We start from the raw sequence: 16,210 nt of genomic DNA on the forward strand, positions 1-16,210 counted from the left end.
GATTTATCTGTTAATACTGATGGCTTTTTGCTTTATTTTTAGTAAACTTGGCAATATTTTGTCAAAAATTTAGAGGCATATATCCCGCTTCCTGACTGGGGTGTTGTTTCTTGTTTAAAATCAGATAATTAACTAATAGTTTCTAATTAATACTAAAATTATGTCGAGCACAACTTTAAAACCGCACCAAAAAGAACTTTTTGGACAGCCAATAGGCCTTTACATATTGTTCCTTACAGAAATGTGGGAACGTTTTTCATATTATGGGATGAGAGCCATATTGGTATTATACATGACGGCTTCCACAATGGGAGACGATCCAAGAGGTGCTGGTTTAGGTTGGACGAGTCAAGAAGCCTTGGCGCTTTATGGTTGGTATACCATGTTGGTGTATGTAATGTCAATTCCAGGAGGGATGATTGCCGATAAATTAATTGGGCAAAAGAAAGCGGTTTTATGGGGAGCCATTATTCTATGTTTAGGGCATGGTGTTTTGGTGCTCACCGATACTTGGGCCTTTTACACTGGTCTTGGTCTCGTGATTCTCGGGGTTGGTTTGTTGAAGCCGAATATATCCACCATGGTTGGAGGACTTTATAAAGAAGGGGACATCCGTAGAGATAAAGGATTCAGTATTTTCTATATCGGGATTAACTTAGGGTCTTTATTGGCAACACTTATTGTTGGAATTGTGGTGAAATTTTATGGATGGCATGCAGGTTTCGGATTGGCCGGAATTGTGATGCTATTAGGGTTGTTGAATTATTTATACGGACAAAAATACTTGTCGCAGGTTGGTAATCATGAGCCTAGTACCGGTTCGGCTGATGAGATTTCTTATGGTGAATTGTATGGGAAATTGGGAAGTTCTCCAAAACAATTAGTAATCACTTTGGTTCTATTGTTGGTTTCCTTTTACGGATGGTATGCCTTAGGTTGGGCCTATGGTTTGCTATTTATCTTCCTTACGGCTATTACAGCTTTGTTAATGATGATTTATAAAGAATTGGACTCGCAGGTTTTTAAAGATCGTTTCTTGGTGCTATTGTTATCATTTATCATGGTAATTGTGTTTTGGGGAGCCTTTGAACAAGCAGGTGGTTTGATGAACTTGTATACCGATACTAAAACAGATCGTGTTTTGTTTGGGATGGAAATTCCAACGATTATGTTTCAAAGTTTGAATGCTGGGTTTATCATTATTTTCGCGACGGTTGTAGCATCTATATGGGCGAAGCGCAAGTTAAAAGGTAAAGAAGCCTCTTCATTGTTTAAAATGGCTTTGGGTATTATCATTATGGGCTTCGGTTTCCTATTTATGGTATTTGCTGCGATGCAATTTGAGAAATCAGGAACTTCAAGTATGCTTTGGTTGGTAATGGCTTACTTGTTCCATACAATAGGGGAGTTATGTCTATCACCAGTAGCTTTGTCTTTCATTACAAAATTAACGCCGGTAAAATATGCGTCATTAATGATGGGAGTTTACTTTGCTGCCACTGGATTGGGAAGTAAAGTAGCAGGAATTGTTGGAGAGTCTGCCAGTGATTTTGGTGAATACACCGTGTTCCTGGGAATTTTGATTTTCACAATCATTGTAGGAACATTGTTTATCCTTGTTTTAAAGCCGTTGAAACGTTTGACGCACGGTGCGGAGGATAATGAAAGAATGATGCACAGCGATGAAGTTTAAGCCTTCTCGTTATACCAAACTATACTAAGCTAAAATTACATATGAATACGGATATTGAAAATCTTTTTAAGGATAAGGTGCTAGGGCACCCGGCAGGATTGTTTGTACTGTTTTTTACTGAAATGTGGGAGCGTTTTTCCTTCTATGGGATGCGAGTACTTTTGGTGAATTTCTTGACCATGGCATTGATTGGATACAATCCAGGTTGGGAGTGGTCTGTTGAAAATGCGGGGGCACTTTTTGGAACTTACGCCATGTTACTTTATATCACTCCAATTGTTGGGGGAATTGTTGCCGATAAAATCACTGGTTACCGTTGGGCGGTTATTATTGGGGCCTTAATTATGACGCTGGGTCATGCTTCCATGGCTCTGGAAACTGAATTTTCTCTGTATTTGGGTCTTGCCCTATTGGTAATAGGAACTGGTTTTTTCAAACCTAATATTACATCAATTATTTCTGGGATGTATAAAGATAACCCTGAGAAAAAGGACGGGGCTTATACAATTTTCTACATGGGAGTTAACGCCGGTGCCTTTTTTGGGATGATGCTTTGTGGCTATCTAGCTGAAAAAATAGGTTGGTCTTATGGATTTGGGTTAGCAGGTGTATTCATGTTGTTGGGGACACTTCAGTTTGGTTTTTCAGGAAAGTTGTTTGGAGCTATTGGAGCAAAACCTTCCAAAGAACAAAAAGCCTTTGAAACTAAAGAGCAAAAAACGGAAGACCTTGGTGAAGAAGCTAATGTAGGAAAAGAGAATCCGTTTACTGTTTTAGATAAAATATTGATAGTGGTATGTTCGGTGATTGGGCTAGGATATGCCATCAATGACCCTATGTCTAAAATTGCAGGGATAGATATCTTCTCTGCATTCAAAATGGGGGATTTGGAAGGTCAGTATACTGCAATTTTATTTGCATTGGTATTGTTCTTAATACTGGTTATTGGCCGTATTATGCGTTATACGCCAGTAGTGAGAGACCGTATGTTCGCCTTTATCATTTTTGCCTTTTTTACTGTATTCTTCTGGTTGTCCTTTGAGCAAGGTGCCTCTTCATTGGTTATTTTTGCTAGGGATAATGTAGATAGAATGCTCAGTGGTGGTGCAGCTACAACATTTAATATTGTTAATACTTTACTTACAGTAGTACCTTTATTAATCATTTCGTGGGTGTTAATTTTACTTTGGAAAAAGACGTTCAAGAAAATACCTGGATCTAATATTGTATTGGTAATTTGTTTTGTGTTTATGTGGGGTATTGTAGGTTGGATGTTGAACAGGGATTTTAACACAACTGCATATGATGTAAATTATATGGCTATTGAGCGTCCTGTATTGGATGACAAAGGCGTGCAAATGAAAGATGAAAAAGGTGAATTGCAATTTAAGTATATCGCCATTGGAGAGGGTACAAAGGTGGCAGATACGGATAAGGTAGTAGAACGTACTGTTTCTATTGCTGAGCCAATTGAGTTTGCTCTTGGAGATGAAATCCATATGATAAGCAAAAACAATGAAGGGACTGCTTTTGGTTACTTGGATGCCGAGCGTTTGGAAACAGCAAGGTTGCAAGCTAAATCTTTAAATAGAGATTCTGCTGTTGTGAAGGCTAAAGTAGCTCAAATTAAGGATAGTGAGGTTGAGATTACCGTTTCTTGGTTTAGTATTCTTAATTCATTCTTTATAATTGTGTTTGCATCTTTCTTTTCAAAATGGTGGGAGAGCAAATACAATCCGTCAGCTGCTGCAAAGTACGCTCTTGGTTTAATCATCATGGGAGTAGGATTTGGACTTTTAGCATGGGGAGCCAGTGGTGTTGAAGGTACAATGAAGGTGAGCATGATCTGGTTGATTTTGGCCTATCTGTTCCATACCTTGGGAGAGCTATGTTTGTCTCCGGTGGGACTGTCCTATGTGAGTAAATTGGTGCCGGCAAGAATGATTGCTTTAATGTTTGGTATGTGGTATTTGGCTATTGCTATTGGTAACAAATTGGCTGCTGTATTGGGAGGTCAGATTGAGAATATTACGGAAGCATATAACTTGTCTACATTCTTTTTAATATTCACCATTGTGCCTATGGTTGCAGGTGTACTGGTATTTGCCTTAAACCCACTTCTTAAAAAACTAATGCACGGGGTGCGATAATCGATAAAAAAGTTAAATTAACTGTAAAATGCTCCTTACGAGGAGCATTTTTTGTAAGTTAGAAGATATTATTACAACAAAGGATTTATGAAAAAACTAGGATATATTGTACTATTGGCGGTGTTAACCTCTGTAAGTAGTATTGCCCAAGAAATTAATTGGGTGACTTTGGATGAAGCTTTGGAATTGCAAAAGAAAAAGCCTAAAAAGATTATGATGGATGTCTATACCAATTGGTGTGGTCCTTGTAAGATGTTGGATAGGAATACTTTTCATAATCCAGATGTGGTGGATTTTGTAAACGAAAATTATTACGCGGTAAAATTTAATGCAGAGGGGAATGAAACTGTGAATTATGATGGTAAAACCTTTTCCAACAAAAATTATGACCCGGCCTTAGCAAATCGCAGAAATGGGGTGCACGATCTAACGTTGTACCTTAAGGTGAGTGCTTACCCTACCATAGTGTTCTTTGATGAGGAAGGGAAGATTTTGGCGCCAATACGAGGCTATCAGAAGCCACAGCAATTGGAATTGTATTTGAAACTTTTCAACTCCGATGAGCATGTCAATATGAAATCTCAAGAAGATTTCAATACTTATTACAACGCTTTTCAACCTGAATTTAAAGGATAAAATATTTAGTTCGTGATTATAAAAGCTCCCTTTTCACTGGTTTGGTGGAAGGGGAGCTTTTCTTTTTTACAGGTAGTTTTCCAAGCTTCAATGTAGGATCTGTAGTTGCTTCCGTCTGCAATGATGGATTGAGGGTGAATGGAATCAATGACTCTTTTAAGATTAATTTTAGGGGAATTTCTAAGGAGTAGATAATAGGGTTTGAATTTGGATACATTATAGACGCCTAAGCTGTCAATGACTAACAGTGATTTGTTGTTGATCATATAGAGGTCTTTAAGTGGACCTTGTTCCATACTTGAAATGAAATTTTCTACTCTATAGTTCTGAAGCATTTTGTCTTTAGAGAATTTGAATCTGTCCAAATTATGGTTTACCTCGAGTTGTTCATTTTTGTGTATTGAAAGGATGCTGTGTCTGCTTTTATGAAATACTATAAAGGCATCTCTACTTGTGGAATGTTTATTGAAGATAAAGGCAATTTGCAATGAAATTATAGCCAATAACATCCAGGCGAGTCTGTTAAAGTCTCTTTTGCGCCAATACCTTACTGAGGTTATAATTAGTAAATAGAATGCAACAACCATGAAACTGGAGATAGCAATGTCTTTGATGATATATGCTTCCTTCGCGGCTGTCCAAGCAACCACAGATTGCATATAGTTGGATAAATGGTGAAACACATCTGTAACAAACCCTATAGGGAGGTTAACAAGAGATAGGAACACGACTAAAATACCGCATCCAAGGAGCAAGCCTAAAATTGGAATAACAAGTAAGTTGGATACAAAAAATAGTAAAGGCGCTTGGTGGAAGTAGTAAATACTTAAAGGAAGTACACCAAATTGTGCAGCTATGGTTACCGTTAAGACATTCCAAAACAATTTGTCAATTTTTGTTTTTGGTGAATACAGTTGATTCAGGAGTGGTTGTATGGTAACAATGGCTATTACGGCCAAATAACTTAGCTGGAAACCAACATCAAACAATAACATTGGTTTGAAAAGTAACAGAATAAAAATAGAAATGGCAAGCGTATTGTAAATGTTTGCAGGACGCTTTAAGTTCATGCCAATACTCACAACACAAAACATTGTGACAGCCCTCGTAACTGAGGGAGATAATCCCGATATTAGGGCAAATATCCAAAGCAGCACAATTGTAATAATTGTTTTATAAAGCTTACCTAGGCGAAAGCGTTCTATGGGCCTTAAAATTAAATTCAAAAGGAGTAATATAATTCCAACATGTAAACCAGAAATAGCCAATATGTGGACGGCGCCAGCCTTGGTGAACTGTTCGTAAGTTTCAGGGCTAATGTTTTGTCGTTGTCCCAACAATAAGGCGCTCAAAATAGCTGAATCCTCTTTTGAGAGTTGTGTGTTTTCCAGCCGGTTTAAAATGTGTTGCCTAATGAGGGCGGCGTATCCAAAAATGGTGTGCGGTTGAGCGCTAAGGGAAAGTATTTCTTTTCTATTGGTGGATATCTGATGGTGAATGTATTGTTTTTCTAAATAGGCCTTGTAATTAAATTGATTGGGATTTAACGGAGGATTTAAGTCGTTCAGAAGGGATTTTACAGAAATGATTTCGTCAATTTTGAATGGCTTGTAAAGCGAATCTATTTCAATATTCAATAAGGTTTTTCCACGAACAGGAATGGAATCAATTTTAAGAAGATCTACCACATATTTCTCGTGATAGGTACTTGGTTTTAATTGTTCACGTACCCTAAGGACTAATCTAGATGGAGTTGCTTTGTCCTTAAGAATGATGTTTGAATAATGGTTTTTGAAGTTTCTTTGATTGTGGAAATGAAAGGTGGAAACTCCCAAAAAGAAAGTCGTACACAGGGCTGCAATTCCAAAGCTTGTGGGATGTTCCAGTTTGTGTTTTGAAACACGATGGAGGGTAAAGAGTAGTAGGAGACCTCCAAGTGTGGCCGTGGCCGCAAGGTTGAATGGAATATTGTAGTAATATGAAGCTACAATGCCTAAAATAAGGCAAACTGTAAGTTTAATGATTGGAAAACGTAGTAACTTCATACTTAAAGTTACCAAATTTTATCAAACTATAAGACTCTACGTGCCTGAACAAAAGCGTAATACCAATATCGTTCTGCCAAATTGGAGATTATGACGCCCTTGCTAGTGCTGGCATGGATAAATTCAACGTAATCACCTCTTGCTTGGGTAACCAGGGCAACGTGGTTGACTTTTCGGCTGTTTTTACTAGTTGCAAAAAATAGCAAATCCCCTTTTTGCACTTCTTTTAAATCAATCCAGTCTCCAGTTGTAGACATTGAGCCCGTGGTTCTAGGGAGTTGGATATTTTCACTTTTAAAGGCTGTGGTCACTAAGCCCGAGCAGTCCATTCCCTTTTTTGTGGTGCCTCCATATTTGTATTTTACACCATCAAATTGCATGGCGTATTTTACAATTTTGTCCGCAGTTTTGGAGTCGGCGGCTTTTGTGGTTTTGGTTGTTTTTGGAGAGTTGTTTCTTGCGCGTTTGGAGGATTTACAGCTACTGAAACTGATAAGTAGAATTAATAAAAGGGCAATTTTTTTCATTCAGGGACTTTTAATTTTTTTAAATGTATTAATTTCTTATAAACTAAAAGTCCTCTGGCATGAAATTATGTTTTATATGGTCTTTGAAGCTAATGATTATTTTTACTTAAGTTCTCTTGATTTGTTGTGACGAATTTATGAGATGTCTTTAAAAATCAACTCTGCAGTGTTTTGGCTAGCTCCTTTGCCTCCCAATTTTTTTTCTAGATCGTAATAATCCAAAAAGAATTTCACACGTTCGTAATCATCTAGAATCTTATGAAGTTCTTCCTTTAAGCGGGGAGTATTGAAGTCGTCTTGAATAAGTTCGGTGACCACTTCCTTGTCCATTATCAGGTTGACCAGTGAAATGTACTTGATGTGTTTTACCAAGCGCTTCCCAATTTGGTAGGAGAGCCAACTGCCTTTGTAACACACCACTTCGGGGACTTTAAACAATGCCGTTTCCAAAGTTGCGGTTCCCGAAGTTACCAAGGCGGCATAGGATACACTCAGTAAATCGTAAGTTTCGTTGCTCACAAATGCTACATTGGCCTTTTTGATAAAGCCTTGGTAGAAGCTGCGTTCTTGACTGGGGGCTCCAGCAATTACAAATTGGTATTCCGGAAAATCTTCAACGACACTTACCATCACCGATAGCATTTTCTTTATCTCTTGTTTTCTGCTCCCGGGTAGTAAGGCGATAATGGGCTTTTCGGTAAGGCCGTGCTCTGCTCTAAAGACATATTCGTCTACTTGTTTGCGATCTCCAATGGCATCGATAAGTGGATGGCCTACAAATTCTACTTGGTAGTCATGTTTCTTGTAAAAATCCTTTTCAAAGGGAAGAATGACATACATATTGTCCACATCCCGCTTAATGGCATGAATCCTGTTCTCTTTCCAAGCCCAAATTTGTGGAGAGATGTAGTACTGTGTCCTGATTCCCTTCTGTTTTGCCCATTTAGCAATGCGCATGTTAAATCCAGGATAATCGATAAAGATTATGGTGTCTGGTTGGTATGCTTCAATATCCTTTTTGCAAAAGGAAAGGTTGTTGGCAATAGTGCGTAAATTCATCACAACTTCTGCAAAGCCCATAAAAGCAAGGTCTTTATAGTGCTTTACCAAATTGTCGCTTACATTTTGCATTAAATCGCCACCCCAAAACCTAAATTCAGCATTCACGTCCAATTGGGACAATGCTTTCATAAGGTTGGATCCATGAAGGTCTCCTGAGGCTTCCCCTGCAATGATGTAGTATTTCATTTTTGAATTACCAAAATTTTAATAAAAATGTGAATACAGCAACCAGTATTGTAGCTAGCAAAACACCTCGTGCTCTGTAATCTTGTTTCTTTTTGATGAAAATAAAAAAGGCGACCAAGTTTAGAATCGCTCCAATACTTACTAATTTACTAAAAAAGCCTTCAGCCATGGCTTGGTTGATAGTGGTTGAAAAGCCTTCTCCATTTCCAAAAATGTAGACCGCTAATAACAGTCCTAAAAAATTGGCTGCAAATCCAGTTACAATGCCAATAATAACTTCTTTTTTAATCATTAAAATTCCAAGTGTTTAAATTTTGAATACAATGGTGAGCTGTTAAATCAAACTGAACAGGTACCACAGAAACATAACCGTGCTCCAAGGCCCATTCGTCCGTATCTTCACCATGGTCCAAATTTACAAATTTGCCCGTTAACCAATAGTATTCGCGCCCCTGTGGACTATGGCGCTTGTCAAATTCCTCGACCCAATTGGCTCTAGCCTGTCTACAAACCTTAATACCTTTAATTTTGTGTTCTGGTAAGTTGGGAAGGTTGACGTTGAGAACCACATCTTTAGGGAGTTTCTCTTTCAGGACATTCTCTACAATAGTTTTGATAAAACGTCTGGTACCTTCAAAATTGGCATTCCAATTATAGTCCAATAATGAAAATCCAATAGCAGGGATTCCCTCTACACCGGCTTCAATGGCAGCACTCATAGTTCCTGAATAAATCACGTTGATGGACGAATTGGAGCCGTGGTTAATACCCGAGACACATAGGTCTGGTTTGCGCTTCAAAATCTCTCTATTGGCCAGCTTAACACAATCGGCAGGAGTGCCTGAACAGCTATATTCCGCTTGGGGGCCGTCATCTACAACTACTTTTTCAACAAAAATGGTAGAGTTAACAGTAATGGCATGTCCCATGCCACTTTGCGGGCTGTCTGGTGCTACCACAACTACCTCCCCAATTTCGTTCATAATACTGATTAAGGTCCTTAATCCTGGGGCGGTAATGCCATCGTCGTTAGTAACTAAAATGAGCGGTTTTTTTGTCATAGAGGCTTCAATTTTTTCAAAATACTAAATTACACAAAATCATCTGGAAACTCCCGTAAATTCTGGTTTAACAAAAAATTAGTAGCATTAGGTTTCTATGGCACAGTTTTTTCTGTTACTTTAGTGAAAAATAAAGTATGCAATTTTATAGAATCATGAGAAGGAATTATAAGCTATTACTGTTGGTTTTGCTCTTGGCCTTTGCGTCTTGTAGCTTTACAACCAAGACTTTTGACGACCCGAATAAAGATAGATTGCTAGTACAATTGATTAGTTATGTGTTAGAGAATGGGCATTTTCAGCCTAAGGATATAAACGATGAATTTTCAGAACAGGTCTTTGAAGATTACCTAAAACAGCTAGACCCTTTTAAGCGTTATTTTTATGAATCGGACATCAAGGAATTTATGCTTTACAAGGATAAGTTGGACGATCAAATTAAAGTGTATGATGTGTCCTTTTTTAATTTAACGCACGAGCGTTTGATACAACGTATCAAAGAATCCGAAGATATTTATAAGGAAGTATTGGCACAACCTTTTGATTTTTCCGTCGATGAGGAAATATCTACAGATTACGATGCCTTGCCATATGTAGGCTCTAAAAAAGAAATGAAGGAGCGTTGGAGAAAATTGTTGAAATTTTCGACGATTGCAAATTACGATAATTTGATGACTGAGCAAGAATCAGAAGGTAGTGCAGGGGAAGGTTCCGGTGATGTCTCAAATGAAAAAAGAGAAAATAAAACGAAAGCTCAGTTAGAAGTTGAGGCCAGAGAAATGACCTTGACATCTTTGGACGAACTTCATGAGTTTATCAATGATAGACAGCGTCAAGATTGGTTTTCTGTGTATGTGAATGCTATTGTTGAAGAATTCGATCCGCATACGTTCTACTTTGCTCCAGAAGATAAAGACCGTTTTGATGTAGCCATGTCTGGGAACTTTGAGGGTATTGGTGCGAGGTTACAGAAGAAAATGGATGCGATCATTGTAAATGAAATTATCAGTGGAGGCCCTGCTTGGAGACAAAATAAATTGGAAGTAGGTGACCAGATCATGAAGGTAAAGCAGGAGGATGAAAAGGATGCCATTAGTATTGTGGGTATGCGTTTGGATGATGCTATTAAATTTATCAAAGGACCAAAAGGCACGAAGGTTACCCTTACCTTAAAAAAGGTTGATGGTACCATCGAAGATATCACTATTACTCGTGACATCGTTGAAATTGAAGAGACTTATGCCAAATCATCTACTGTGATTAAGGACGGGAAAACCTTTGGGGTTATCAACCTGCCAAAGTTCTATGTAGATTTTGAGGATTATAATAAAAGAAATGCAGCTTCTGATATCAAAAAGGAAGTAATTAGATTGAAGGATGCCGGAGCACAAGGACTCGTACTTGATTTAAGGAATAATGGGGGAGGTTCTTTGCAAACAGTAGTAGACATGGTTGGATTGTTTATTAAAGACGGTCCAGTTGTTCAGGTGAAGACGGCTGGTGAGGATAAGGAAGTGCTTAACGATAGAGATAAATCTATTGTTTGGGATGGCCCATTGGTAGTGTTGGTAAACGAACTTTCGGCTTCTGCTTCAGAAATTTTGGCCGCTGCAATGCAAGATTATAAGCGTGCCATCATTATTGGGAGTAAACAAACCTATGGAAAAGGTACCGTTCAAAATGTATTGGACCTTAACCGTATGGTACGAAACAGTTCAAGTGGCGATATGGGAGCCTTGAAATTTACTACTCAAAAATTCTACCGAATCAATGGAGGTTCCACCCAATTGGAAGGTGTGAAGAGCGATGTAGTGGTGCCAGATAGATATAGCTACATTAATATTGGGGAGAAAGATCAGGAAAACCCATTGGCTTGGGATAAAATTGATGCGGTAGATTACGATGTTTGGAGTAACTACTACGATTATGATGTGACCATTAAGCAAAGTAAGGAGCGTATGGCCAACAATGAGCAATTGAAACTTATCGATGCCAATGCGCAATGGGTGAAGAAAATAAGAGATCAAGAAGTATATTCGTTAAACTATGATAAGTATAAAGCAGAATTAGAGCTTAACGAAGAAGAAGCTAAACGTTTTGAGAAGATTTCTGATTACAAGACAGATCTTACCTTTAGTTCTTTGCCTTATGAGCAAGAACTAATGGCTAAGGATAGTGTTTTGAAAGAGAAGAGAGAGCGTTGGCATGAAAATTTAAGTCAGGATGTATATATTGAAGAAGCGCTTCATGTATTGCATGACTTGAAAATGACATACGACGTTAAAACAAAAGTAGCGACAGTAAAAGACTAATATTGGTGAGTATACATAATAACTCATTATCTCAGTTAGCGCTCCAAAAGTTCAAAAGTAACTTTTGGGGCGTTTTAAGTTTAGGTGTAATCATAGTTATAGGCCTTATTGCGGTGTTTGCTTATGTATTGGCTCCTGATAATAGTCAAAGTGGAAACCAAATGCACTTGGCCATCCATTCCAAAAAGCCGGGGTTTAAAGTGACCATGCTCACCATTCCGTTGGAAGTTCAATCTGGACAGTCTTGGTTTTCGAAGTTCTTTTTTGGAGTACAAAATGCAGATTCCGAAATTCCAATTTCATCCTATAAGGTTACAGCTGATAATTTGGTTTACATCGAATACGCTTCGGACGGTCTTGAAGGAATTGTCAAGGAAGTTCCTTTGAGTAAATTTCCAGACGGTGAATATAGTTCCTTTATAAAGGAGCGTCGCTTCTTATTCGGAACTGATAAATATGGAAGGGATTTGTTGAGTAGGATTCTAATTGGCTCACGCATTTCTTTTTTTATAGGGTTTGTTGCGGTATTTATTTCTCTTGTTATAGGAATCTTTATGGGAAGTGTAGCGGGGTATTTTGGAGGGAAAATAGACGCTGTAATCATGTGGCTTATTAATGTTACTTGGTCGATTCCAACATTACTTTTGGTTATTGCTATTACCTTGACTTTAGGAAAGGGGTTTTGGCAGGTGTTTATTGCGGTTGGTTTGACCATGTGGGTAGAAGTGGCTCGTGTAGTGCGAGGTCAAGTGATTGGTGTAAAGGAAATGCAATATGTAACGGCGGCAAGGGCTTTGGGCTATACCGATTTTAGAATTATTTCCAAACATATTTTGCCTAATATCATGGCGCCTATCATTGTGATTTCTGCGGCAAACTTTGCAGCGGCTATATTAATTGAGAGTGGTTTAAGCTTCTTGGGGATAGGTGCGCAACCCCCTATGCCTAGTTGGGGCGGTATGATCAAAGATCATTATAACTATATCATTTTAGGAAAACCATATTTGGCTTTGATCCCGGGAGTATGTATCATGATATTGGTAATGGCATTTATGCTTATTGGAAATGCCCTTCGGGATGCTTTGGATGTGAAAAGCTAGATTATTGGTTTCTTAAGCTGTTGATTTCGGTATTGGTGTCTTGAATGAAATTTAAAACTTCATCGCGGCCGATGGTTTTGCTTGAGGAAGTAATAAAGTAGGGAGGCATTTCTTCCCAAACATTAAGCATTTCTTTGGTGTAGTCTTCTACATTTCTTTCAATGGCCTTTGGTTTCAGCTTGTCGGCCTTAGTGAAAATGATAGAGAATGGTATGCCTTGTTCTCCCAAATATTCCATAAATTCCATATCAATTTTTTGGGGCTCATGGCGAATATCCACCAAGACAAATGCAGACACTAATTGTTGGCGCTGCTCGAAATAATTGGTGATGAATTTTTGGAATTTCTTCTTAGCTGTTTTGGAAACTCTTGCATAACCATAGCCAGGCAAATCGACCAAAAACCAATTTTTATTGATCAAAAAGTGGTTGATTAATTGCGTCTTTCCTGGTTTTCCAGATGTCTTGGCAAGACTTTTGTGATTGGTGAGCATGTTGATCAAGGAGGACTTTCCAACATTACTTCTTCCTATAAAGGCGTATTCTGGAATAGGGTCTTTCGGACATTTGGAAACGTCGGAATTACTGATTATGAATTCAGCGGTCTTGATTAACATTGTTGGTATTTAAAAGTTTCTTTCAGTGAGCCACTTGTCTAAAATAGCATTGAATTCATCTGGATGTTCCATCATGGCGGCATGACCGCATTTGTCAATCCAGTAAAGGCTAGAATCTGGGAGTAGCTGGTGGAATTCCTCTGCAACTTCAGGGGGCGTCACCGTATCGTTTTTTCCCCAAATAATGCAGGTAGGCGTTTGCATGTGGGGAAGGTCCTTGGCCATATTGTGTCTAATGGCGCTTTTGGCAATTGCCAAAGTTTTTACAAGCTTATTTCTGTCGTTTACCGTTTCATAGACCTCGTCTACAATTTCTTTCGTTGCCACTTCAGGGTCGTAGAATACATCTTGCGCTTTTTTCTTGATGACATCGTAGTCACTACGTTTAGTATAGCCGCTTCCCATAGCGCTTTCGTAAAGTCCGGAACTTCCTGTAATGATTAATGCTTTTACTTTTTCGGGAAATAATTTGGTATGGTAGAGACCAATGTGCCCACCTAGGGAATTTCCGAGTAAAATAACCTCGTCAAGTTGTTTGTGCTCTATAAAATCATATAAATACTTGGCAAAACTCTTAACGTTTGTTTTGAGTAAGGACATGGTGTAAATTGGTAGCTCTGGGATGATGACTTTGTATCCTTTGTTGCCAAAATATCTGGTAACAGCGTCAAAATTGCTTAGTCCACCCATTAAACCGTGTAAAACAACTATAGGCTTTCCTTCTCCAACTTCAATGTAATTATAGTTTTTCTCTGTTTTTAAAAGGTGCTTCATGTATAATGGTTAGTCAACTTCATCAAAAGCAAATATAGGTATTTATCTGATTATTCGTACTGTTTTTTGGTTATGAAATCGAACAATTTTGAAATGGCTATCTCCTAGTTTTTTGCGTTGGGAATATAGTGGGTTGTGTTGATTTTAAGGTGGAATTTCAGTCCTTATTGTTAACATTTTGTGTCCTGTATTTCCTAAATGTTATCAACAACTTAAGGGCTTGAAGTTAAAATATTTAAGGTTTTTGTAGTCTGTACTTTGGCGGTTAAATGCTTCATTATATAGAAATTATTAACAAAAGTGGTAGAAAGTGGTAAAATGTGGTAAATTTTTCAATATATTTGAATTGTTATCGTTTGTTGTATAAGCCGGTCGTTTTGAATTCATTAATAGGGACATACGAATGTAAAGTTGATGCCAAAGGCAGGCTAATGCTACCTTCTGCGCTGAAAAAACAGCTTTCGCCTGTATTTCAGGACGGATTTGTGCTTAAGAGAGCGGTGTTCCAATCCTGCTTGGAATTGTATCCAATGGCAGAGTGGGAAAAGCTCATGCAAAAAATGAACAAACTTAATCGGTTTAAGAAAAAGAACAACGATTTTATTAGACGTTTTACGGCTGGAGTGAAAATGGTAGAGGTGGATACTGCGGGCCGTTTGCTTATTCCAAAGGACTTAGTTGTGTTTTCGGGTATTTCAAAGGAGATTGTATTGTCTTCTGCGATTAATATCATTGAGATTTGGGATAAGGATCAGTATGAACAATCTATAAACGAAGCGGCTGATGATTTTGCCGATTTGGCTGAAGAGGTAATGGGACAAGATGATGATGAATATGGAATATCATAATCCAGTATTGTTAAAGGAAACTGTTGATGGTTTAAATATTAAGCCGGACGGCGTGTATGTGGATGTCACTTTTGGTGGCGGAGGGCACAGTAGGGAGATTTTGAAGCGTTTGGGTGAAGGTGGGAGGTTGTTTGCTTTTGATCAGGACCAAGATGCTTTGGCGAATGCTATTGATGATCCGCGTTTCACCTTGATAAATGAGAATTTTAGGTATATCAAGCGTTTTTTAAGATTTTATGGTGTGAAGGAAGTGGATGGCGTTTTGGCTGATTTTGGAGTGTCTTCCCATCAGTTTGATGTGGCGGAACGAGGATTTTCCACGAGGTTTGAAGCCGATTTGGATATGCGTATGAATCAGAAGGAAGGTTTGTCTGCTTATAATGTCGTGAATGAATATGAGGAGGAGCAATTGAGGCAGATGTTTTTGCAATATGGCGAATTGAGGCAGGCTCCGGCCATGGCCAGAATAATTGTAGAGGCAAGAAAAGATGATCCTATTAAAACAAGTGAGCGGCTGAAAGAAGTGTTAAAGCGCTTCTTGGGGCACAAAAAAGAAAATAAGGTGCTGGCGCAAATTTATCAGGCCATTCGCATCGAGGTCAACCAAGAAATAGAGGTGCTTAAAGAATTGTTGTTGCAAATGCCTGAATTGTTGAAGCAAGGAGGACGTTTAAGTTTTATATCCTATCATTCCTTAGAGGATAGATTGGTGAAGCGATTTATAAGGAACGGCATGTTTGAAGGAGAGCCCGAGCGAGATATGTTCGGGAATTTTGAAGTGCCATTAAAAAAGGTGGGTGGTTTGATTGTGCCTACCAAGGAAGAGATAGCGCAGAACAGTCGGGCGCGGAGTGCTAAGCTAAGAATTGCAGAGAAGCTATGAGGAACAATATTTATAGTATTCTGAAAGGTAAGTTTTTAGTTAGTGATGATTCTTTTAAAAATTGGAGGGTTATCATTTTTATTTCTGTCTTGGCGCTAATTATGATAGCGAGTTCTCATAGTGCGGATAAAAAAGTACACGAGATTGCAAGATTGAATAATGAGGTGAAAGAATTACGTTCAGCTTTTGTGGATGGGCGTTCGCAATTGATGAGGCTTAAGATGGAGTCATCCTTAGTAAAAAAAATGTCTGAAAAAGGAGTGTTTCCTTCGGAAATTCCTCCTAGAAAAATAAGAGTAAAATCGCAGGAGTAGAAG

15 protein-coding genes are annotated in these 16,210 nt (G+C 38.4%); 8 read left to right on the forward strand and 7 right to left on the reverse strand.

Features of this window, described 5'->3' with window-relative positions; all coding sequences use genetic code 11:
* Positions 1-160 precede the first annotated feature (160 nt).
* The 3 genes from ZA05_RS07210 to ZA05_RS07220 all read left to right on the forward strand — a co-directional run bounded on the left by ZA05_RS07210 (position 161) and on the right by ZA05_RS07220 (position 4,479).
* Positions 161-1,693 (forward strand): peptide MFS transporter, encoded by a 1,533-nt coding sequence (locus tag ZA05_RS07210; RefSeq protein ID WP_053990997.1) that lies wholly within the window; start codon positions 161-163, stop codon positions 1,691-1,693.
* Positions 1,694-1,734: 41 nt separating this feature from the next.
* Positions 1,735-3,843: a peptide MFS transporter gene (locus tag ZA05_RS07215; RefSeq protein WP_053990998.1), complete on the forward strand. Its 2,109-nt coding sequence runs from the start codon at positions 1,735-1,737 to the stop codon at positions 3,841-3,843.
* An 87-nt stretch (positions 3,844-3,930) separates the two neighbouring features.
* Entirely contained in the window at positions 3,931-4,479 is a 549-nt protein-coding gene (locus ZA05_RS07220; protein ID WP_053990999.1) for a thioredoxin fold domain-containing protein, read from the forward strand.
* Between the two features lie 5 nt (positions 4,480-4,484).
* Here the strand turns inward: ZA05_RS07220 and ZA05_RS07225 are convergent, their stop codons facing one another.
* The 5 genes from ZA05_RS07225 to surE form a co-directional block, all read right to left on the reverse strand.
* A complete protein-coding gene (locus tag ZA05_RS07225; RefSeq protein WP_053991000.1) occupies positions 4,485-6,524 on the reverse strand; it encodes a ComEC/Rec2 family competence protein in 2,040 nt (679 codons plus the stop codon).
* Positions 6,525-6,550: 26 nt separating this feature from the next.
* The gene (locus tag ZA05_RS07230) at positions 6,551-7,051 is read right to left on the reverse strand and encodes a C40 family peptidase (protein WP_053991001.1); all 501 of its coding nucleotides are present in this window, start codon (positions 7,049-7,051) and stop codon (positions 6,551-6,553) included.
* 135 nt (positions 7,052-7,186) lie between these two features.
* Positions 7,187-8,299 (reverse strand): lipid-A-disaccharide synthase, encoded by a 1,113-nt coding sequence (gene lpxB, locus ZA05_RS07235; RefSeq protein WP_053991002.1) that lies wholly within the window; start codon positions 8,297-8,299, stop codon positions 7,187-7,189.
* A 7-nt stretch (positions 8,300-8,306) separates the two neighbouring features.
* Positions 8,307-8,591 carry a hypothetical protein gene (locus ZA05_RS07240; protein WP_053991003.1) on the reverse strand — a complete coding sequence of 95 codons (285 nt, stop codon included), beginning with the start codon at positions 8,589-8,591 and terminating at the stop codon, positions 8,307-8,309.
* Positions 8,584-9,360, reverse strand: a complete 777-nt coding sequence (gene surE / locus ZA05_RS07245; RefSeq protein ID WP_053991004.1) for a 5'/3'-nucleotidase SurE — start codon at positions 9,358-9,360, stop codon at positions 8,584-8,586. Before surE ends, ZA05_RS07240 begins: the two co-directional genes overlap by 8 nt.
* A gap of 155 nt (positions 9,361-9,515) precedes the next feature.
* Between surE and ZA05_RS07250 the strand changes: the two genes are divergently transcribed.
* On the forward strand, positions 9,516-11,672 hold the full coding sequence (locus ZA05_RS07250; RefSeq protein WP_053991054.1) for a carboxy terminal-processing peptidase: 2,157 nt from the start codon (positions 9,516-9,518) through the stop codon (positions 11,670-11,672).
* A gap of 5 nt (positions 11,673-11,677) precedes the next feature.
* Positions 11,678-12,772 carry an ABC transporter permease gene (locus tag ZA05_RS07255; protein WP_053991055.1) on the forward strand — a complete coding sequence of 365 codons (1,095 nt, stop codon included), beginning with the start codon at positions 11,678-11,680 and terminating at the stop codon, positions 12,770-12,772.
* A gap of 1 nt (position 12,773) precedes the next feature.
* On the opposite strand, the gene yihA is transcribed toward ZA05_RS07255, so the two are convergent.
* Entirely contained in the window at positions 12,774-13,388 is a 615-nt protein-coding gene (gene yihA, locus ZA05_RS07260) for a ribosome biogenesis GTP-binding protein YihA/YsxC (RefSeq protein WP_053991005.1), read from the reverse strand.
* 9 nt (positions 13,389-13,397) lie between these two features.
* The gene (locus tag ZA05_RS07265) at positions 13,398-14,162 is read right to left on the reverse strand and encodes an alpha/beta fold hydrolase (RefSeq protein ID WP_053991006.1); all 765 of its coding nucleotides are present in this window, start codon (positions 14,160-14,162) and stop codon (positions 13,398-13,400) included.
* A 377-nt stretch (positions 14,163-14,539) separates the two neighbouring features.
* On the opposite strand from ZA05_RS07265, the gene mraZ reads away from it, so the two are divergent.
* Genes mraZ through ZA05_RS07280 form a run of 3 tightly spaced genes read left to right on the forward strand, consistent with a single transcriptional unit; the run spans position 14,540 to position 16,207 of the window.
* A complete protein-coding gene (gene mraZ, locus ZA05_RS07270) occupies positions 14,540-15,010 on the forward strand; it encodes a division/cell wall cluster transcriptional repressor MraZ (protein WP_053991056.1) in 471 nt (156 codons plus the stop codon).
* Positions 14,997-15,893 (forward strand): 16S rRNA (cytosine(1402)-N(4))-methyltransferase RsmH, encoded by an 897-nt coding sequence (gene rsmH, locus ZA05_RS07275; RefSeq protein ID WP_053991057.1) that lies wholly within the window; start codon positions 14,997-14,999, stop codon positions 15,891-15,893. The genes mraZ and rsmH overlap by 14 nt, the downstream gene beginning before the upstream one ends.
* On the forward strand, positions 15,890-16,207 hold the full coding sequence (locus ZA05_RS07280) for an FtsL-like putative cell division protein (RefSeq protein WP_053991007.1): 318 nt from the start codon (positions 15,890-15,892) through the stop codon (positions 16,205-16,207). Before rsmH ends, ZA05_RS07280 begins: the two co-directional genes overlap by 4 nt.
* Positions 16,208-16,210: the final 3 nt, after the last annotated feature.

Source organism: Mangrovimonas sp. TPBH4 (assembly GCF_001280505.1).
Lineage (GTDB): Bacteria > Bacteroidota > Bacteroidia > Flavobacteriales > Flavobacteriaceae > Mangrovimonas_A.